This is a genomic window from Stenotrophomonas sp. Steno-C17 (assembly GCF_056393165.1).
Map to the genome: position 1 here is coordinate 103915 of NZ_JBWJPD010000012.1, position 19706 is coordinate 123620.

Here is a 19706-nt window from a genome sequence, read left to right on the forward strand (position 1 = left end):
AGGAATGCCCACTGTGACCAGCCCCCTCCGCAACGATCGCCTGCTGCGCGCCCTGCGCCGCGAACCGGTGGACTGCACCCCCGTCTGGCTGATGCGCCAGGCCGGCCGCTACCTGCCGGAATACCGCGCCACCCGGGCCAAGGCCGGCAGCTTCCTGGGCATGGCCAAGAATCCGGAGATCGCCTGCGAAGTCACCCTGCAGCCGCTGCGCCGGTTCCCGCTGGACGCGGCGATCCTGTTCTCGGACATCCTCACCATTCCCGATGCGATGGGCCTGGAGCTGTACTTCGTGGAAGGCGAAGGCCCCAAGTTCCGCCATCCGGTGCGTGACGAAGCGGCCATCGCCAAGCTGGCCGTGCCGGACATGGAACAGGACCTGGGCTATGTGATGGACGCGGTGCGGCTGATCCGCCGCGAACTGGACGGCCAGGTGCCGCTGATCGGCTTCTCCGGCAGCCCGTGGACCCTGGCCTGCTACATGGTGGAAGGCGGTGGCAGCAAGGACTTCGCGCGCATCAAGGCGATGGCACTGAACCACCCGCAGGCCCTGCACCGCCTGCTGGAGGTCACCACCGAGGCAGTGATCGCCTATCTGGGCGCGCAGCGCGCGGCCGGCGCGCAGGCCCTGCAGGTGTTCGACACCTGGGGCGGCGTACTGTCGCCGGCGATGTACCGCGAATTCTCGCTGCGCTACCTGCAGCGCATTGCCGAAGGGCTGGAGCGCGGCGAAGGCAGCGAACGCACGCCGCTGATCCTGTTCGGCAAGGGCACCGGCCTGCACCTGGAAGCGCTGTCGCAGACCGGTGCCGATGCGCTGGGCCTGGACTGGACGCTGGACCTGGACGAGGCACTGCGCCGCACCGGCGGCCGCGTTGCCCTGCAGGGCAACCTGGACCCGACCACGCTGTACGCCTCGCCCGATGCGATCGCCGCCGCGGCCGCGCGCGTGCTCGATACCTATGCCGCCGGCAACGGCGGCTCGCGCGAGGGCCACGTGTTCAATCTGGGCCACGGCATGTCGCCCGACATGGACCCGGCCCACGTGCAGGTGCTGGTGGACGCGGTGCATAGCCACAGCCGCCGCTGATAGAGGCAAACACGTCACGTCGCGACGTTTATCGCGCCGTGACTTCACATGGGCGATCATGGCCGCCCCGCTCCACCGGCTCCCCACGCCATGTCCGACCCGTCCGTGCCGGCTTCGCCGTCCGACTACGCCCGCTTCCGTCCCCTGCTATGGCTGGTTTCACTGGCCATCTTCATGCAGATGCTGGACTCGACCATCGTCAACACCGCGCTGCCGGCCATGGCGGCCAGCCTGGGCGAAAGCCCGCTGCAGATGCAGTCGGTGGTGTTCAGCTACGCGCTGGCGGTGGCCACCTTCATTCCTGCCTCCGGCTGGATCGCCGACCGCTACGGCACGCGCCGCACGTTCCTGGTGGCGATCATCCTGTTCACGCTGGGCTCGCTGGCCTGCGCCCTGGCCCAGCACCTGCACCAACTGGTTGGCGCGCGCGTGCTGCAGGGCATCGGTGGCGCCATGCTGCTGCCGGTCGGTCGACTGGCGGTGATGCGGTCGGTACCGCGCGAGGATTTCCTGCGGGCGATGAGCTTCATTGCCATTCCTGCGCTGATCGGCCCGCTGATCGGCCCCACGCTGGGCGGCTGGCTGGTGGAAATCGCATCTTGGCACTGGGTGTTCCTGATCAACCTGCCGATTGGCGTGATCGGGTTCATCGCGGCCATGAAGATCATGCCCGACCACTACGCCAGCCATCGCGTGCGCTTCGATCTGCGCGGCTACATCATGCTGGCCTTCGCCATGGTGGTGCTGTCGCTGGCACTGGATGGCATTTCCGGACTGGGCACGCCGCACGCACTGGTGATGTTGATGACCGTGGCAGGTCTGGCTGCGCTGGTGGGCTACTGGCTGCACGCGGCCAACTCCACCGCCCCGCTGTTCTCGCTGGCCCTGTTCCGCGTGCCGAGCTACCGCATCGGCATCCTGGGCAACCTCTTCTCGCGCATCGGCAGCAGTGCCATGCCGATGCTGATTCCGCTGCTGCTGCAGGTCGGCCTGGGCCTGGGCCCGATGCATGCCGGCCTGATGATGGTGCCGGTGGCGGCAGCGGGCATGGTGTCGAAGAAGCTGGCGGTGAAGCTGGTGGAGCGCTATGGCTATCGTCGCGTGCTGATGGTCAACACCGTGCTGGTCGGGCTGGCGATGGCCAGCTTCATCCTGATGACGCCTGGCCAGCACCTGGGCTGGCGCCTGTTGCAGCTGGCGTTCTTCGGTGCGGTCAATTCGCTGCAGTTCACCGTGATGAACACCGTGACCCTGCGCGATCTGGATCGCGAGTTCGCCAGTTCCGGCAACAGCCTGCTGTCGATGGTGATGATGCTGGCGGCCGGTTTCGGCGCGGCGGCGGCCGGCAGCCTGCTGGCGGCGTTCGGCACGCACCTGGAAGGGCACGGTGCCACCGCGGCGCTGCATGCCACCTTCATCTGCGTGGGCGCGATCACCCTCACCTCGACGATGATCTTCTGGCAGCTGCCCGACACCAAGCCCGAACCGCGCCAGGTCGAATCGGTAGCGGAGTAGTTTTTCGGCAGGGCTTGCAGCCCTGCACCTGCACAATGCAACGGCAAGGTCAAAAGCAACAGCAGGCATTCCGCTGGATGGCAGGGTGGTGTGGGCTTGCAGTACACGCCGTAAATCCATCCATGGAGGCTCGTAGGCGCCATCCATGGCGCCTGCGGTACTGCAAGCCCACACCACCCTGCCTTAGACAATTGGCCGCGATCTGTCGGAACAACCCGGGGTCGGATCCCGTTGCTGCGCAACGGGCTCTGACCCCAGAAGCCATTCGATATCTGACAGATTGTGTCGACCAAGGTCGACACCTACCCACAGCCGAGTGAACCTGTCAGAGGTGGGGCGGTGTGGGTGGGCAGGACCGCAGGCGCCATGGATGGCGCCTACGAGCCTACAGGGACGTACTTGCGGCGTGTCCTGCCCACCCACACCGCCCCGCCAGCCACGGACACCCAGCTTTTGACGTTGCCGTTGCCGTTGCTCTGGCTTGAAGCAGGTGCAGGGCTGCAAGCCCTGCCAACGCACCCTACTTGCCAAGCACGCGGGCGATGGCTTCCACCAGCAGCTCACCGGTTACCGGCTTGCGCAGGAACCCGCCGATACCCGCCGCTTCCACCTGCTGCTGCAGATCCGGGTCGGTGCGTGCGGTCACCGCCAGCAACGGCAACGTGTAGCCCTGATTGCGCAGGTGCTGGGCCAGCTCAAAGCCGCTCAGGCCGGGCAGATCCAGATCCAGCAGGCCCACATCGAATTCGCCCGCGCTGATCTCGCGCAACGCCGCCAGCGCATGCGCTGCATGCACCACTTCGTGCCCGCGCGCCGTCAGCAACCCGGTCACCACGTCGGCCACGGTGCCATCGTCTTCCACCAACAGCACGCGCAGCGCGGGCAACGCGGTGGCCATGCCCTCGCCGCCATCTGCCGCGCTGGCATCGGCGCCGGCCTCTACGACCAGCGGCAATGGCAGCGACACCCCGAACGCCGTGCCACTGCCCAGCTGGCTCTCCACCCGGATCTGCCCCTGCATGGCCAGCGCCAGTTCGCGGCAGATCGCCAGGCCCAGGCCACTGCCACCGTACTGCGCCGCCGTACGCGCACCGTCGGCCTGCTCAAAGCGGCGGAACAACCGCTGCTGCTGTTCCTGGCTGATGCCCGGCCCGGTATCGCGCACCTCGAAGTACAACCCGCGCGCGTCGTCCTCGCAGCGCGCATGCAGGGTGATGCTGCCGCGCGAGGTGAACTTCACCGCGTTGGACAGCAGGTTCAACAGAATCTGCCGCACCCGCATGGCATCGCCGGTGGCCTGCAGGCCGGGCGGCAGCGCGTTGTCCAGGGTGAAACGCAGGTTCTTCTGCGCCGCCAGCGGGCCCATCAGCGCGGCCAGATCCTGCAGCAGTGCGTTCAGCGCGAACGGGCGCGATTGCAGCTCCAGCCGCCCGGATTCAATGCGCGCCAGGTCCAGCGCATCGTTCACCAGATGCAGCAGATGCTCACCGGCATGGCGGATCGATTGGGTGTAGCCGCGCTGCTGCGGGTCCAGCGGCGACGCCAGCAGCAGTTCGCTCATGCCCAGCACGCCGGTCATCGGCGTGCGGATCTCATGGCCCAGGTTCGCCAGGAAGCGGGTCTTGGCCGCAGAGGCCTGCTCGGCCAGTTCCTGCTTGTGCAGGGCCAGCTGGTAGGCGTGGCGGCGCTGCAGGCGACGGCGGTACAACCAGGCAAACCAGCTGGTCAGCAGCAGCGCAACGGAGGTCAGCAGCAGCAGGCCGGACAAGCTGCGCCACCACGGCGGCTGCACGTGGAATTCCAGCGTCTGCACCCGCGACCACACGTGATCGGCAGAGCGCGCCTGCACTTCCAGGCGATAGCTGCCCGGCGGCAGGCGCGAGAACAACCGTTCGCCGCCGGGGCCGACCTCCACCCAGTCCGGGTCATAGCCGGCCAACCGGTAACGGTAGGAATTGGACGCCGAATCGGCGAACGACAGCAGGCGCGCGACGATGCGCAGGTCACGGTCACCGTCGGCAATCTGCAGTGGCGCGTCGTGGGTCAGGTCCAGCACCTGCTCATTGCGGCGCACTTCCACCCGTTCGATCACCAACGGCGCGCGGCGGGTGGACGGTCGCACCTGTTCGGGGTCGAACACCACCACGCCCGCCGGGGTGCCCGCCACCATGCGCCCGGAGGCGGTGCTGATCAGTGTGTGCTCGCGGAACTCCTGGCTCGGCAATCCGTCGTGCACCCCGTACAAGCGCACGCTCTGCCCGTCGGCGCCCACGCGCACCAGGCCGCGGGCACTGCTGGCCCAGGCCACGCCCTGCGCGTCGACCACCACGCCGGTCGCGGAAATGGCCGGGTAGCCCTGCTCAGCGCCCACCACGGCCTGCCGTTCCAGGCGCCCCTGGCGCCACTGGTACCGCGCCAGGCGCCCGTCTTCAGACAGCCACACCTGGCCATCGTCGCCCACATGCATGGCGTACACCGCCGAAGCGGGCGCACCCGGCACGGGCTGGAAGCGGCCAGCGTCGGGCAGCCACTGCAACAGACCGCGGCTGCTGGCCAGCCAGATATGGTCCTGGGGCCCGCACTCCACGTCCAGGTTCAACTGGCCCAGTTGCAGGCCATCGCGACCGCTTTCCAGTTCGCGCCGCACATGGCCGTCCAGATCGCGCTGCTGCAGGCCGGAAGGCAGCATCAGCCAGAGGCTCTTACCATCGCAGGTCATCATCGCCTCGACGGTGCCCTCCATCGGCGCGTCGGCCGCCGCATCGCGTCCCCAGCGGCGCAGCTCGCGGCTGCGCGGGTCGTAGCGCATCAGGGCATCACTGGAGCCGATCCAGACCTGGCCGCGGCGATCCTCGCGCACCGAGGTCAACCAGTGCATGCCGTTGACGAAGGTCCGGTGCTGCTCGATCTGCCCGGTCAACGGATCGAAGCGGTCCAGCGCACCGTGGCTGCCCACCGTCCACACCCCGCCACTGCTGGACGGGCTGGTGCCGAGCACGAAGGCATTGCGCAGCGATGCCGGATCGTCCTCCAGGCGGGAAAACACCGAGAACTGCCACCAGCGCGGCAGCAGGTGCCACAGGCCGGCATTGGTACTGGCCAGCCAGATGCCCCCTTCGCGGTCCTCGTAGGCTCCAGTCCAGTTCGGGCGCACCCGGCCGCGGGCGATGGCGCTGTACAGCGGCACGTTCTGGAAAGTGCCATCCACGCCGCGGCCGAGGCCGCTGCGCGTATCCAGCCAATGCCCGCCCTGTTCATCGCGCAGCATCATGCCCAGCACCTGGTCACCGGCCGGCAACGCCCACGGTGGTGCCTCGAAACGACCCTCGGGCCGGCGCACGATGGCACCGGCCAGCGTGCTGATCCACAGGCTGCCATCGGGTTCGGCACTGAGCCCATTGATCAGCGGGCTCGGAATCACATCACTGCCGATCCGCTCGAAATCGGTGCCGGTCCAGCGCGCCACGCCATGCTTGGTGCCGACCCACAGGCTGCCATCGGCCAACGTGGCCAGATAGGGCACGGACACCGCCGGCAGACTGCGCGGGTTGTTCGGTTCGGGCAGGAAACGCTGCACGCGATCATTGCGGTCCAACCGGTACAGGCCCCCTTCGTGGGTGCCGAACCAGATGGCGCCATCGGGCGTGGCGGCCAGGCTCCATACCGTGTTGCTGCCGATCAGCGGCTGGCTGCTGCGGTCATAGAAGCGCAGTTGCCGGCGGTCGGCGGACATGCGCACCAGTCCCGCGTTCTCGGTGCCGATCCACAGCTCGTTGTGTGCATCGACCAGGACGGTCCAGATCCGGTTGTCGCGCAGGCCATCCTCGGAGCGCCAGATCCGGTAGTTGCGGCCGTCGTAGCGTGCCAGGCCATCGTTGGTGGCGATCCACAGGTAGCCGTAACGATCCTCGGCCATGCGATTGACCGTATTGGACGGCAGGCCGTCGAACACCGTCACCTGTCGCGGGGTCGGCGCCACCGGTTGCGCCAGCGCGGGCACCAGGGCGAACAGGATCAGCAGCAGCATCGCTGCCCGCAGATACGCCACCGATTGCCTCCTCACGCGTCCAGGAATGGTGCCCGCAAGGCGGGCGTCGGCATGGTAAACCGAAAGGTACGCAATTCACGCCATTCCAAGGCGCAGCTACACCGCTATTTGACGCTTGTTGCGTGCATGGGCGATGGCGGACACCAGCAGGTCGCCGGTCACCGGCTTGCGCAGGAAACCATCGAAGCCTGCCGCCAGCACCTGCGTTTCGGCATAGGCGTCCGAGCGCGCGGTCACCGCCACCAGCGGCAGTTCATAGCCCATCGCCCGCAGCTGGCGCGCAATGGCAGTGCCATCCAGCGCCGGCAGGTCCAGATCCAGCAGGCCCACGTCGAACCCACCGGTGGCGATTTCGGCAAGCGCGCCCAGACCGTGCAGCACATGCACCACATCGTGCCCGCGTGCACGCAGCAGGCCGGCGATCACGTCGGCCACCGTCGCATCGTCTTCCACCAGCAGGATCCGCAGCGCCGGCAGCACCGGCACCACGGTGCTGGCTTCGCCAACCGGTGCAGGTGCCTGCCGGGCCCACGGCAGCGGCAGCCGCACGCGGAAGCGCGCGCCGCGCCCCAACTGGCTGTCGACGTCGATGCGGCCGCCCATGGCCACCGCCAGTTCCTGGCAGATCGCCAGCCCCAGGCCACTGCCGCCATAGCGCGACGCCGTGCGTGGACCATCGGCCTGTTCGAAGCGATGGAACAGCCGCTGCTGCTGTTCGGTGCTGATGCCCGGCCCGGTGTCGCTGACCTCGAACACCAGCACGCCTCCTTCGTCCTGCAGTTCCACGCCCAGCGCGACATGGCCGCGTTCAGTGAACTTGATGGCGTTGCCGAGCAGATTCAGCAGAATCTGCCGCACGCGCATTTCATCGCCACTCACGCTCACCGGGCCTGGCAGACGGTCCTCGCGCAGGAACCCCAGTTGGCGCTGGTGCGCCATCGGCTGCATCAGGGTCTGCACCTGGTCCAACAGTCCGGTCAGGTCAAACGGGCGGATGTCCAGCTCCAGCCGTCCCGCTTCGATGCGGGCCAGGTCCAGCGCGTCATTCACCAGCCGCAACAGGTGGCTGCCGGCCTGCTGGATCGATCCGGCATAGCTGCGCTGCAGCGGGTCCAGATCGGTGGCCAGCAGCAGCTCGCTCATGCCCAGCACGCCGGTCATGGGCGTGCGCACCTCATGGCCGAGGGTGGCCAGGAAGCGGCTCTTGGCCTGCGAAGCCTGCTCGGCCAGGTGCTGCTTGTGCACGGTCAACTGCCACTGCTGCCGCCGCCGCAGGCGCCGCCGGATCGACCAGATCAAGGCCAGCAACAGCAACGAGCCCAGCATCACGTAGCCGAAGATGGCCATGCCACTGCGCCACCACGGCGGCAGCACCTTGACCTGCAGTTGCTGTGAGGGACTCCAGGCGCCGCTGTTGGTGGCCGCCTGCACTTCGATCACATAGGGCCCCGGCGGCAGGCGTGACAGCGTGCGTTGGCCTTCGCTGCCCTGCTCCACCCAGTTCTGGTCGTAGCCATCCACACGGAAGCGGTAGCGGTTGCCCTGCGGGTTCGCGTAGGACAGCAACCGCGCATCGATCTGCAGATCGCGGTCGTCGGGGCCCAGCAGCAGCTCGCCTCGGGTCGGCAGCGGCTGCCAGCCACGCGCATCGTCGCGACGCACCTGCACCTGCGCGATCACCAGCTGCGAAGGCGGCAGCGCGATGTCGGGTGCGTTCGGATCGAACCCCACCATGCCGGTCTGGGTGACCGCCAGCACGCGGCCGTCGGCCCCGACCGCAGGGGGCCGGCCGGTGAACTCGGCATCGGGCAGGCCGTCACGTTCGTTGATCTGCTGCAGGCGTCGCTGCTTCGGGTCCCAACGCAGCAGCCCGCGCGGCGATGTGGCCCACACACGACCATCCTCGGCCAGCGCCAGCCCGCCCATGCTGACCGGCGGCATGCCATGGCTGCCATCAATGCGCTGGATCAGCCGCAGGGTCAGGCCGTCCCACTGGTAGCGCTCGAATGCACCCTGCCGGGCCAGCCACACCTGCTGCGGATCGACCCAGACCAGATCGTAGATGGCGCCACTGGATACCCCCGGCACGGCTTCGAAACGATCGGCCTGCTCGCGCCACAGCCCCATTTCGCCCATGGCCCAGACCCGGCCCCGCGCATCGAAGCGGATCTGTTCGATCGGCACATCCGACGCGCCGTGCAGGGCCGACAGCGGAACGGTGCGCAGCAGACGGCCGTCGCCGGCACGCTGCTGCAACCCCAGGTTCATCACCGAAATCCACACCGACCCGTCCGGCGCCTGCCGCATCAGATCGATGCGCTGGCGCAGATCCGCGCCGCCGCCGATCGGCCAGTCGCGCAGTGCACGGGTGGCCGGGTCATACACGCTCAGGCGCCCGGCCCGCCCCAGCCACAGCTGGCCCTGCGGGCGCGGCAGTACCGACCACACCGCGCCACTGCCCAGCTCCTTGTCGCTGGCCAGCAGACTCAGGGTGCCCTGCGCGTCGATGCGATAGACACCGTGGGCCGAGCCTACGAAGTAGTTCTGGCCATCGCTGGCGGCACTCAGCAGGTACTGGCTGTCCAGCGGCTTGCCGTCCAGCTGGTACCAGGTGGAAAAGCGCCGCCAGTCGGGCGGCAGGTAGGCCAGGCCCTGGGTCAACAGGCCGACCCACAGCCCGCCTTCGTGGTCCTGCAACAGATCCAGCACACCGCTGTGGCCGGTCAGGAAGCCGCTGCCGCGATCGCCTTCCAGGCGCCGCAGCGCATCGGCGTCACCGCGCAGCAGGCCGTCGGCGGTGCCGGCCCAATAACCGCCCTGGCGGTCGGGCACGACCAGGGCGGCGCGCAGCGCCTTGCTGTCCGGCCAGGCCGGGCGGCTGACCACATCGTCGGCACCGATCCGATACAGCCCATCGTTCTGCGTACCGACCCAGATCGCGCCGTCGGCGTCCCGGCTCAACCGCAGCACGCTCACGTGGGCCAGGGTGCGCGGTGCGATCGCGTCGAAACGGCTTCCATTCCAGCGCGCCACGCCCGCCTCGGTGCCGATCCAGAGGCGCCCCTGGCCATCGACCAAGCTGCTGTAGATCGTATCGCTGGGCAGGCCGGAGGCATCGGCCGGATCATGCTGGAACACCTGCAGCTGCCCCGCTTCATCCAGCCGGCAGACACCGTGGGTGCTGGTGCCGATCCACAGCGCATCGCCGGCGTAGGCCAGCGTCCAGAACTGTCCCTGGCACTGCGCGTCGATGCCGTCGAAGGTGCGGAAACGCTCGCGATCGGCGTCCAGCCGCGCCAGCCCCTTGCCGTTGATGCCGACCCAGACGCGGTCGCGCGGGTCGATCAGCAGGGTTTCAATCTCGTTGCCCGGCAGGGAGCCGGCCTGCTCCGGATCGTGCTGCCAGACCCGCAGGGCGCTGCCGTCGTAGCGCGCCAGCCCGCCATCGGTGGCGGCCCAGATGTGCCCCTGGCGGTCTTCCGCCAGTGCCACCACCATCCGCGAGGGCAAGCCTTCGGCCGCACCGAAGCGGCGCAGCCGCGGCGTTTCCCCCGCCATGTCCTGTGGTGTGGCAGCTGTCGCGAACGCCATCATCAGCAGTGCGCTTGCTGCCAGGCCACGGCACCACCTGTGCCAACCGGTCGTCATCCTGAACCCCCTGTCCTGGCGCCGATTGTCACACAGCACTGGCAGCGCCGCTGCAACAGCGTGTTTCCAGCGGCATTGCCACCACGAACTGTTGCAGCCGTGCACACATCACGGCGGTAGCCCTGTGCGTATGATCGGGTCTTCTTTCAACCGAGTACGCGCCGGATGCGCTCACGACTGGCCCTGCTGCCCCTGCTGCTTGCGGTCACGCCCGCCTGGGCCGCACCCGACGCCTGGCGCATCGATCCGGTGCACACCCGCGTGCTGTTCGCCATCGACCACGCCGGCTACTCGCAGGCGCTGGGCACCATCTCCGGCAGCCAGGGCATCATGCAGTTCGATGGCGACAGTTGGCGCGAGGCCACGCTCGACGTCGAGATTCCCGTCGCGCGGCTCGATCTGGGCGATGCGAAGTGGAACCAGGCCACGCTGGCCAGCAGCCTGCTGGACGGCGAACGCTTCCCCAGCGCGCGCTTCGTATCCACCCGGGTGGAGCCGATCGATGCCACCCATGCGCGGGTCGTTGGCACGCTCACCCTGCGCGGGGTCAGCCAGGAAGTGGTGCTGGAGGTGACCCTCAACGCCGTCAAGCGCTACCCGCTGCCGCCGTTCCGCCGCACCGCCGGCTTCTCGGCCACCACCACCCTCAGCCGCCGCGCGTTCGGCATCACGGCCTGGCCGGGTGTGATCGGCGACAGCGTACAGATCAGGATCGAAGCCGAAGCCGCGCTGGACCGCAGCGCGCGCCCGGGAACTCCTGCCCCCGACAGCCACTCCGACAGCCCGACGGCCCCGAAGGACACGCCATGACCGCCAAGAACACGCCCGCCGCCTGGGGCAGCGTCAGCCAGACCCTGCACTGGCTGATCGCCCTGCTGATCCTTGCCCTGGGCATCGTCGGCCTGACCATGGGCGAGCTGCCGAAGACACCGAAGTACTTCTGGGTCTACACCGCGCACAAATCCATCGGCATCACGGTGCTGGCGCTGGTGGTGCTGCGCCTGGTCTGGCGCCTGTATGCCGGCGCCCCCAAGCCGGTGCCGGGCACGCCCAGCTGGCAGGAACGCATTGCCAGCGCCACCCACGTGCTGCTGTACGTGCTGATGTTCGCCATTCCGCTGTCCGGCTGGCTGTACGACTCGGCCAGCGGCCTGCGCCCGTTCCGCTGGTTCGGCCTGGTCGATGTGCCCAAGCTGAGCGGTCCCGACCCGCAGGTGGTGGCCGTGTCCCACGCCCTGCACGAATACGGTTTCTGGCTGTTGATCGCGGTGGTGCTGGCCCATGCCGGTGCCGCCTTCTACCACCACCTGTTCCAGCGCGATGCCACGTTGTCGCGGATGTTGCCGCGCGGCTGGCTTGCCTCCCCTCAGAAGGACTGACCGATGACCCTGAAACTGACCACTCCGGCCGCCGTGGCCGCAGCCCTGGCTGGCCTGCTGGCCACTGCCCCGGCGATGGCCGCCGATTACACCCAGGCCGCCGGCGCCGGTTCCATCCTGGTGTTTGCCAGCAAGTACGACGGTGAAGTGTTCACCGGCACCTTCCCCGGTTTCAGCACCAGGCTCAGCTTCGACCCGGCCAATCCGGCCGCCGGTTCGCTGGACGTGACCATTCCGCTGGCCGGCGCCAAGAGCGGCAACAGCGACCGTGATTCCACGCTGCAGGGCGCGGACTTCTTCAATGTCGGCAAATTCGCCACCGCCCACTTCACCGCCAAGGGCTTCCGCGCCCTCGGCAACGACCAGTTCGCCGCCGATGGCACCCTGGAACTGCGCGGTGTCAGCAAGCCGGTCACCTTCACCTTCAGCTGGAAGCCGGGCACCCAGCCGGTGCTGACCGGCAAGGCCACCGTCAAGCGCCTGGAGTTCGGTGTGGGCGGGGGCGACTGGGCCGATACCAAGACCATCCCGGACGAAACCGCGATCAGCACGATCGTCAAGTTCGACGCGAAATAATGTGGGACCGCCGCCGGGCCATGCCCGGCGGATTCACCCCGCGGCCAGCCAGGCCTGCACGGTGGTGGCATCGAACGGCCAGTCCAGCTCACGGCCGCTGCCCTCATCGCGCAGTACCGGCACCCTCTCGCCGTAGCGGCTTTCCAGCGCCGGGTGGTCATCCAGGAACACCGAATCGAACTCCGGCGCCCGCGCCTTGGCCAGTTCGGCCAGGGCCAGGTCGCACAGGTGGCAATCGTCACGCTGGAACAGGGTCAACACGGTTCAGGCTCCGAAGGCGGAAATGCTGCGCCGCAGCCATGGCCGCGCAGCACGAACGGCTAGAATAGCGGCCTCTTCCGGTACCCGCAGTACGGCAACCATGGCTGTCAGCACGTTCGACGTTTTCAAGATCGGCATTGGCCCGAGCTCCTCCCACACCGTCGGGCCGATGAAGGCCGCCGAACGCTTCATCCACCGCTGGCTGCTGGACCCGGGCCGCCTGCACGAAGTGGCGCGCATCCGCGCCGATGTCTACGGCTCGCTGGCCCTGACCGGGCGCGGCCACGGCACCGACAAGGCCATCCTGCTGGGCCTGGAAGGCCAGCGCCCGAACCTGATCGATCCGGACATCATTCCGGCCACGCTGGAACGCATCCGCAGCAGCAAGCGCATCGTACTGATGGGCCAGCACGAGATCGCCTTCGACGAGAAGCGCGACCTGGGCATGAACAAGCGGCAGAAGCTGCCCTACCACACCAACGGCATGCGCTTCACCGCCTACAACGCCGACGATGAAGTGATCGCCACCCGCGACTACTACTCGGTGGGTGGCGGCTTCGTGGTCAACCAGGACGACGCCGCCGACGACCGCATCGTGCCCGACGAGACCCCACTGCCCTACCCCTTCAAGAGCGGCGACGAACTGCTGGCGCAGACCGCGCGCAGCGGGCTGAGCATTGCCCAGTTGATGTTCGAGAACGAGAAGTGCTGGCGCAGCGAAGAGGAGATCCGCGAGAAGCTGCGCGAGATCTGGAGCGCGATGCAATCGTGCGTGGCCCGCGGCATCCGCGAGGAAGGCGTGCTGCCCGGTGGCCTGAAGGTCGGCCGCCGCGCACCGGCGTTGTACCGCGAGCTGTCGTCCAAGCCCGAAGCGGCCATGCGCGATCCACTGACCACGCTGGACTGGGTGAACCTGTACGCCCTGGCGGTGAACGAAGAGAACGCCGCCGGCGGCCGCGTGGTGACCGCGCCGACCAACGGTGCCGCCGGCGTCCTGCCGGCCGTGCTGCATTACTTCGACCGCTTCTGCCCCGGCGCCAACGAACAGCGCGTGTTCGATTTCCTGCTCACCTCGGCCGCCATCGGCATCCTGTACAAGGAAAACGCCTCAATTTCCGGCGCCGAAGTGGGCTGCCAGGGCGAAGTGGGCGTGGCCTGCTCGATGGCCGCCGGCGGTCTGGTCGCCGCGCTGGGCGGCAACCCCAGCCAGATCGAGAACGCCGCGGAAATCGGCATGGAGCACAACCTGGGCCTGACCTGCGACCCGATCGGCGGCCTGGTGCAGATTCCGTGCATTGAACGCAATGCAATGGGCGCGGTGAAGGCGATCAACGCCTCGCGCATGGCCATGCGCGGCGACGGCAAGCACAAGGTGTCGCTGGACAAAGTGATCAAGACCATGCGCGATACCGGCCGCGACATGCAGGACAAGTACAAGGAAACCAGCCGCGGCGGGCTGGCGGTGAACGTGATCGAGTGTTGATCGCGGCGGCAACGTTTTGCGGTTAGGCTCGGGCTTCCCCACTCCGGAGAACCCCATGCGCCTGGTCGCTGCTGCCCTGCTTGCCTGTCTGCCCCTGTCCGCGCTGGCCGCGCCGCCGCCTACCTACGGCGCGCGGCTGGAAGGCTTCGACTACGGTTACCCGGTAAAGACCTTCACCCTGGAATCGCAGCAGCAGCCGCTGGAAATGGCCTACCTGGACATCGCGCCGAAGAAGAAGCCGATCGGCGTGGTGGTGCTGCTGCATGGCAAGAACTTCTGCGCCGCCACCTGGAAAGAAACGATCAAGCCGCTTGTGGCCGCCGGCTACCGGGTCATTGCCCCGGACCAGGTGGGCTTCTGCAAATCCAGCAAGCCTGAGCGCTACCAGTACTCGTTCGGGCAGCTGGCAGCCAACACCCACGCCCTGCTGCAGCACCTGCAGCTGGGCGACCTGCCGGTGCACCTGGTCGGCCATTCCATGGGCGGCATGCTGGGCGTGCGCTACGCACTGACCTACCCGCAGGACCTGCGCAGCCTCTCGCTGGTCAACCCGATCGGGCTGGAAGACTGGAAGGCGCTGGGCGTGCCGTGGCGCAGCGTCGATGCCTGGTACGCCGGTGAGATGAACATCAGCTATGACAGCATCCGCCGCTACCAGCTGGACGTCTACTACGACGGCAAGTGGAAGCCGGCCTACGAGACCTGGGCACGCATGCAGTCGGGCATGTATGCAGGCCCCGGCAAGCAGGCGGTGGCCTGGAGCCAGGCGCTCACCTCGGACATGGTGTTCAACCAGCCGGTGGTCTACGAGCTGAAGAACGTGCAGGTTCCCACCACGCTGTTCATCGGGCAGAAGGACCGCACCGCGATCGGCCGCGACCAGGCACCGGCGGAACTGAAGGCCACCCTGGGCAACTACCCGGCGCTGGGCAAGGCCGCCGCAGCGGCGATTCCTGGGGCAACGCTGGTCGAATTCGCCGCATTGGGGCACTCGCCGCAGGTGCAGGATCCGAAGCAGTTCAACGCGGCGTTGCTGAAGGCATTGAAGACGCGTTGATGGCGTTCCGCCGGGCATGGCCCGGCGCTACTGTTGCGAGATCCGGGTAGCGCCGGGCCATGCCCGGCGATCCTTCAACCCACGATACGCAGCACATCGTCCAGCAGGGCGGCGGCCGTCACTTCGGCGCCCGCCCCCGGCCCCTGGATCAGCAGGGGTTGCTGGCGATAGCGGTCGCTGTGGATGGCCACGCGGTTGTCGGTGCCAGCGCCCTGCGCCAACGGGTGATCGGCAGCCAGCTCGCGCAGGCCCACCTGTGCCCCCTGTGCATCCACGCGGCCGACAAAGCGCAGCACGCGGCCCTGCGCCTGCGCCTGCTGCCAGCGCGCCTGCAGCGGCGCATCCAGCTGCTGCAGTGCAGCCAGTGCCTGTTCCAGCGGCAGCTCTGCCAACGCGGCAGGCACCAGCGAGTCCACCTGCACCTGTGCCGCATCCAGTGCCAGACCACTGCTGCGGGCCAGGATCAACAATTTGCGCCGCACATCTTCACCGGACAGGTCCACCCGCGGGTCCGGCTCGGTGTAGCCCGCCGCCAGCGCTTCGCGTACCGCAGCCGAGAACGGCGATTGGCCGTCGTAGCGATGGAACAGCCAGGCCAGTGAACCGGACAGCACGCCTTCGATGGCATGGATGTGATCGCCGCCGGCCACCAGCGCGCGCAGGCTGCTGAGCAGCGGCAGGCCCGCACCTACCGTGGCACTGTCGCCGTAACGTGCGCCACTGTCGGCGCAACTGCTGGCAATGGCCTGGGCACGCGCCAACTGCGCACCGCGGCCCAGCTTGTTGGCGGTCACCACATGCACACCCCGCGCAAGCCACTGCACGTGGCGTGCTGCCACCTCTTCACTGGCGGTGGCGTCGACCACCACATCGCCCCGCTCCAGCCCATCGGTACCGGCCCAGCGCGGCGCGCCCTGGCCGTCGCGTGGCGCACGCCGCGCCAGTTCCAGCGGCACCGCCAGATCACGATCGATCGCCAGTGCGGTGCGCGAATTGGCCAGCCACTGCACGCCGGGCAGCGGCAGTCCACGCGCCTGCAGCGCCTGGTAGCGCTGCACGAACGCCGTGCCCACCGTACCGGTGCCGAGCAGTGCCAACCGACTCGCGCCGAAGGCGGGTACTTCAGCGGCGACTGCGCTCATGCATCCACCACCTGTTTGCGGCGGGCGGCATGCTCGATCACAGCGGCCGCGCGCTGCAGCGCCGCGTCCAGATCGGCCAGCAGGTCACGCTCGGCCTCGATCCCCACCGACAGACGCAGCAGGCCCTCGCTGATACCCGCCGCTGCACGGGCCTCGCCGGTCATCGCGGCATGGGTCATGGTGGCCGGGTGCGCGACCAGGCTTTCCACCCCGCCCAGCGATTCGGCCAGGGTGAAGCAGCGCAGGCCATCCACGAACGCACGCACTGCCGCATGCGGATCGTCGCCTTCGCAGTCGGCCAGTTCGAACGACAGCATCGCGCCGAAACCGCTCTGCTGGCGGGCGGCGATGGCATGGCCGGGGTGATCGGCCAGGCCCGGGTAGTAGACCCGCGCCACGGCCGGATGCGCATCCAGCAGACCGACGATGGACGCGGTGTTTTCCTGGTGCACGCGCAGGCGCGCGTCCAGCGTGCGCAGGCCGCGCAGGGTCAGGAACGCATCGAACGGCGAACCGGTCAGGCCCAGCGCGTTGCCCCACCACACCAGCTGCTCGTGCACGGCCGCATCGCGTGCGATCACTGCACCGCCGACCACATCGCTATGGCCGTTGATGTACTTGGTGGTGGAATGCAGCACCAGATCGGCGCCGAAGGCCAGTGGCTGCTGCAGCGCCGGCGACAGGAAGGTGTTGTCCACCACCACCAATGCGCCGGCCTTGTGCGCGGCATCGATCACGAAGCGCAGGTCGGTGATGCGCAGCAGCGGGTTGGACGGGGTTTCGATCAGCACCAGCTTCGGTTGGGTGGCCAGGGCCTGGGCCAGCGCGCGCGGATCGGTCAGGTCAGCGGTGACCAGATCGAAGTGACCTTTCTTGGCCAGCGCGTTGAACAGGCGCCAGCTGCCGCCGTAGGCGTCGTGCGGCACCACCAGGGTATCGCCAGGCTGCAGCAGCGCATTCAGCACCAGGTTGATCGCGCCCATGCCGGTGGCGGTGACCACACCGCCCACGCCGCCTTCCAGTTCGGCCAGTGCCTCACCCAGCAGGTCGCGGGTCGGATTGCCGCTGCGCGTGTAGTCGTACTGGCGCTTGTTGCCGAAGCCTTCGAAACTGAAGTTCGAGGACAGAACGATCGGCGGGGTCACCGCACCGTGGGCGGTATCGCGATCAATGCCGGCGCGGACCGCGGCGGTGGTGCGACTACAGGACGGCTCGTTGGCGTGCAGGCTCATGCGGACTCTCCAGAAGTGCGGAAGGCGGTAGCGAGGATCGCGTCGATGCGATCGGTTTCTTTCAGGAAGGCATCGTGGCCATAGGGCGAGCGCAGCACGCGCAGGCTGCCGCGCGGGCCCAGGCCCTCGACCAGGCTGACCAGATCGTCCAGCGGCACCAGGCGGTCGCCTTCCACGGCCACCACCACGGTGGGCGGCAGGATGGCGGCGGGGTCCACCCGGTGCAGGTCGATCGATTCGGACAGACGCAGATAGGCGGTCACCGGAGTGCGCGCCACGTACTGAGCACCGGCTGCATCCAGATAGTCTTCGGCGGCCACCCGCACGCGCCCATTGATCACTTCCGGCGCCGCATCGAAACGTTCGCCGAATTCTTCCGGGGTGCGGTAGCTGAGCATCGCGAACTGGCGGGCCAGGGCCAGGCCATGGTCTTCGCCGCACTGCAGCTGGCCCAATGCAACGGCACGGCGCTGCAGCGCGCGCCACGCGGCGGCATAGGGATGCGGGCGGTGGGCACCGCTGGCCAGCACCAGCTGGCGCACCCGCGCACGGTGGCGCACCGCGAACTGCTGGCCGACCAGTGCGCCATACGAGTAACCCACGAACGCCTTCAGCGTGCGCACACCCAGATGGTCCAGCAGCAGCGCCAGCGCGTCGGCCTGGTCGGCCGTGTCGATCGGCACGTCCAGCGCGCCATCGGCACCGATGAAATCAAAGGCCAGCACGCGCAGCTGCTGCGGGTCCAGCGCGCGGCCGGCGCCGACCAGGCCTTCGGCCCAGCCCTTTTCACTGAACTGCGGGTTGCTGGCTACATGGCGGTGCGCGGAAATGCCGCCGGCCAGTACCACCACCGGCGCATTGGCCGGGCCCACCCATTCGTAGCGCAGGCGCACCGGGCACGGCCCGGCGTGGCGCATCGACAGCACGGCGGCGAACTCGCCGCGCTCGGCGTGCACGCGGTCATCGACCGGCACGCTGACGGGGGCAAAGGGTTCGGGGCGGAGCACGGTGCTGGGGGCGAAGCTCATGGCGGGATCCAGTTGGGAATCGGCCATCGAGCCTTCGCGGGGCTCGCGTTCAAGATGCACCGGCGGTGCACGCTCGAACCATCTTTCGGTGGACGCCACGGTCCCCGCAGGATTTGGCACCTACGCCGGCATTTGCATGCCTGCGGGCTGCCCCGGCTTCAAAGGGCCTGTCCCTCTGCCGGTCTCGATGGTGGAACCACGATGCCAGCGGATTCCGGGCATGTCAATCCCTTCATGCGGATAAAGCGATGAATGAATCCCCGGCAGCGAACCGGGAAGCAGTACCGTCACTGCCGTTCAGGATCGGCTACAGTCCCGCCGCCCCCTGCCGCTGGAACCGCCGATGCCACGCCCGGCCCTGTGCTGCCTGATGTTTGCCCTGCTGGGCGCTCCCATTGCCGACGCCAGCGACTGGCGGCAAGGCTGGGGTCTGGTGCCGGCGGGTCCGACCCACGCAGCACCCGCGGCGGCGCCCTCGGCCGCGCCGCTGGCACAGTTGCGCCTGCAACCCGTGGGCGAGCAATGGCAGGCACGGATCGACAATCCGCTGGCCGGCCCGCTGCAGATCGAACTGCGCCCCGCGCCCGGCCAGTCCATCGACGGGCTGCCGGTGCAGTCACTGGTGCAGGGTGGCGGCACGCTGGTGGTCGGCCACCTGGCGGCCCCGACCGATGGACGCGCCCTGGAAGTGCGCATGAACGCCGTACCGGGCGCGCCGTCGGCGCAGGCCGAGGACGTGGCCTATCGCCTGCCCTTCGAAGCGGCGCACCTGCGCGTGGACCAGGCGCCGAACGGGCGCTTCAGCCACCAGGACGAAGAGAACCGCGATGCGGTCGATTTCGCACTGGCCGAAGGAACGCTGATCCTGGCGGCGCGCGAGGGCACGGTCATGCAGGTCCAGGACGGTTTCCACCACAACGGCCAGGACCGCCAGCGTGATGGCAACCGGGCCAATTTCATCCGCGTGCTGCACAGCGACGGCAGCATGGCGCTGTACGCGCACCTGCAGGCCGGCGGCATGCGCGTGCGGCCCGGCCAGGCGGTGCAGGCCGGGCAGCCGATCGGGCTGTCGGGCAACAGCGGCTTCAGCACCGCCCCGCACCTGCACTTCGTGGTCCAGGTGAACCGGGGCATGGGCCTGAGCTCGGTGCCGGCGCGCATTTTCACCGCGCAGGGACAGCTGCAGTTCGCCCGCGAAGGCCATGGCGAGGGCAGCGCCGGGCGCTGAGCGGCGGCGGCCGGTATAATCG

The 19706-nt window shown here is 68.5% G+C and carries 14 protein-coding genes and 1 riboswitch; of the genes, 8 read left to right on the forward strand and 6 right to left on the reverse strand.

Annotation, left to right across the window (positions count from 1 at the left end; all coding sequences use genetic code 11):
* Nucleotides 1-4 precede the first annotated feature (4 nt).
* Together hemE and mdtD are read left to right on the forward strand one after the other, a co-directional pair.
* The gene (hemE, locus tag AC06FA_RS12625) at nt 5-1087 is read left to right on the forward strand and encodes a uroporphyrinogen decarboxylase (RefSeq protein ID WP_478068602.1); all 1083 of its coding nucleotides are present in this window, start codon (nt 5-7) and stop codon (nt 1085-1087) included.
* 90 nt (nt 1088-1177) lie between these two features.
* On the forward strand, nt 1178-2602 hold the full coding sequence (gene mdtD / locus AC06FA_RS12630; protein WP_478068603.1) for a multidrug transporter subunit MdtD: 1425 nt from the start codon (nt 1178-1180) through the stop codon (nt 2600-2602).
* 520 nt (nt 2603-3122) lie between these two features.
* On the opposite strand, the gene AC06FA_RS12635 is transcribed toward mdtD, so the two are convergent.
* Complete coding sequence (locus tag AC06FA_RS12635; RefSeq protein WP_478068604.1) at nt 3123-6650, reverse strand: ATP-binding protein; 3528 nt, start codon at nt 6648-6650, stop codon at nt 3123-3125.
* A gap of 96 nt (nt 6651-6746) precedes the next feature.
* Nucleotides 6747-10298 carry a sensor histidine kinase gene (locus AC06FA_RS12640; RefSeq protein ID WP_478068605.1) on the reverse strand — a complete coding sequence of 1184 codons (3552 nt, stop codon included), beginning with the start codon at nt 10296-10298 and terminating at the stop codon, nt 6747-6749.
* 165 nt (nt 10299-10463) lie between these two features.
* On the opposite strand from AC06FA_RS12640, the gene AC06FA_RS12645 reads away from it, so the two are divergent.
* Genes AC06FA_RS12645 through AC06FA_RS12655 form a run of 3 tightly spaced genes read left to right on the forward strand, consistent with a single transcriptional unit; the run spans nt 10464 to nt 12253 of the window.
* Entirely contained in the window at nt 10464-11108 is a 645-nt protein-coding gene (locus AC06FA_RS12645; RefSeq protein ID WP_478068606.1) for a YceI family protein, read from the forward strand.
* The gene (locus AC06FA_RS12650) at nt 11105-11677 is read left to right on the forward strand and encodes a cytochrome b (RefSeq protein WP_478068607.1); all 573 of its coding nucleotides are present in this window, start codon (nt 11105-11107) and stop codon (nt 11675-11677) included. Before AC06FA_RS12645 ends, AC06FA_RS12650 begins: the two co-directional genes overlap by 4 nt.
* A gap of 3 nt (nt 11678-11680) precedes the next feature.
* Nucleotides 11681-12253, forward strand: coding sequence for a YceI family protein (locus AC06FA_RS12655; RefSeq protein ID WP_478068608.1), 573 nt, complete (start codon nt 11681-11683; stop codon nt 12251-12253).
* A 33-nt stretch (nt 12254-12286) separates the two neighbouring features.
* Here AC06FA_RS12655 and AC06FA_RS12660 read toward each other — a convergent pair whose 3' ends face one another.
* On the reverse strand, nt 12287-12514 hold the full coding sequence (locus AC06FA_RS12660) for a glutaredoxin family protein (RefSeq protein WP_478068609.1): 228 nt from the start codon (nt 12512-12514) through the stop codon (nt 12287-12289).
* 100 nt (nt 12515-12614) lie between these two features.
* Here AC06FA_RS12660 and AC06FA_RS12665 point away from each other — a divergent pair, with 100 nt between their 5' ends.
* A complete protein-coding gene (locus tag AC06FA_RS12665) occupies nt 12615-13997 on the forward strand; it encodes an L-serine ammonia-lyase (RefSeq protein ID WP_478068610.1) in 1383 nt (460 codons plus the stop codon).
* Nucleotides 13998-14052: 55 nt separating this feature from the next.
* A complete protein-coding gene (locus tag AC06FA_RS12670) occupies nt 14053-15054 on the forward strand; it encodes an alpha/beta fold hydrolase (protein WP_478068611.1) in 1002 nt (333 codons plus the stop codon).
* A gap of 74 nt (nt 15055-15128) precedes the next feature.
* Here AC06FA_RS12670 and AC06FA_RS12675 read toward each other — a convergent pair whose 3' ends face one another.
* Genes AC06FA_RS12675 through metX form a run of 3 tightly spaced genes read right to left on the reverse strand, consistent with a single transcriptional unit; the run spans nt 15129 to nt 18456 of the window.
* Entirely contained in the window at nt 15129-16196 is a 1068-nt protein-coding gene (locus AC06FA_RS12675) for a homoserine dehydrogenase family protein (RefSeq protein WP_478068612.1), read from the reverse strand.
* Nucleotides 16193-17428: an O-succinylhomoserine (thiol)-lyase gene (locus tag AC06FA_RS12680; RefSeq protein WP_478068613.1), complete on the reverse strand. Its 1236-nt coding sequence runs from the start codon at nt 17426-17428 to the stop codon at nt 16193-16195. The genes AC06FA_RS12675 and AC06FA_RS12680 overlap by 4 nt, the downstream gene beginning before the upstream one ends.
* On the reverse strand, nt 17425-18456 hold the full coding sequence (metX, locus tag AC06FA_RS12685) for a homoserine O-succinyltransferase MetX (protein ID WP_478068614.1): 1032 nt from the start codon (nt 18454-18456) through the stop codon (nt 17425-17427). The genes AC06FA_RS12680 and metX overlap by 4 nt, the downstream gene beginning before the upstream one ends.
* A 75-nt stretch (nt 18457-18531) precedes the next feature.
* Nucleotides 18532-18650: riboswitch (SAM riboswitch) on the reverse strand.
* Nucleotides 18651-18799: 149 nt separating this feature from the next.
* Between metX and AC06FA_RS12690 the strand changes: the two genes are divergently transcribed.
* Entirely contained in the window at nt 18800-19684 is an 885-nt protein-coding gene (locus AC06FA_RS12690; RefSeq protein WP_478068615.1) for a M23 family metallopeptidase, read from the forward strand.
* Nucleotides 19685-19706 lie beyond the last annotated feature (22 nt).

Coding starts and splice junctions, on each gene's coding strand:
- AC06FA_RS12640 (WP_478068605.1), bottom strand. CDS start 10,298: ATGACGACCGGTTGGCACAGGTGGTGCCGTGGCCTGGCAGCAAGCGCA.
- AC06FA_RS12650 (WP_478068607.1), top strand. CDS start 11,105: ATGACCGCCAAGAACACGCCCGCCGCCTGGGGCAGCGTCAGCCAGACC.
- mdtD (WP_478068603.1), top strand. CDS start 1,178: ATGTCCGACCCGTCCGTGCCGGCTTCGCCGTCCGACTACGCCCGCTTC.
- AC06FA_RS12690 (WP_478068615.1), top strand. CDS start 18,800: ATGCCACGCCCGGCCCTGTGCTGCCTGATGTTTGCCCTGCTGGGCGCT.
- AC06FA_RS12655 (WP_478068608.1), top strand. CDS start 11,681: ATGACCCTGAAACTGACCACTCCGGCCGCCGTGGCCGCAGCCCTGGCT.
- AC06FA_RS12645 (WP_478068606.1), top strand. CDS start 10,464: ATGCGCTCACGACTGGCCCTGCTGCCCCTGCTGCTTGCGGTCACGCCC.
- AC06FA_RS12665 (WP_478068610.1), top strand. CDS start 12,615: ATGGCTGTCAGCACGTTCGACGTTTTCAAGATCGGCATTGGCCCGAGC.
- metX (WP_478068614.1), bottom strand. CDS start 18,456: ATGAGCTTCGCCCCCAGCACCGTGCTCCGCCCCGAACCCTTTGCCCCC.
- hemE (WP_478068602.1), top strand. CDS start 5: ATGCCCACTGTGACCAGCCCCCTCCGCAACGATCGCCTGCTGCGCGCC.
- AC06FA_RS12675 (WP_478068612.1), bottom strand. CDS start 16,196: ATGAGCGCAGTCGCCGCTGAAGTACCCGCCTTCGGCGCGAGTCGGTTG.
- AC06FA_RS12680 (WP_478068613.1), bottom strand. CDS start 17,428: ATGAGCCTGCACGCCAACGAGCCGTCCTGTAGTCGCACCACCGCCGCG.
- AC06FA_RS12670 (WP_478068611.1), top strand. CDS start 14,053: ATGCGCCTGGTCGCTGCTGCCCTGCTTGCCTGTCTGCCCCTGTCCGCG.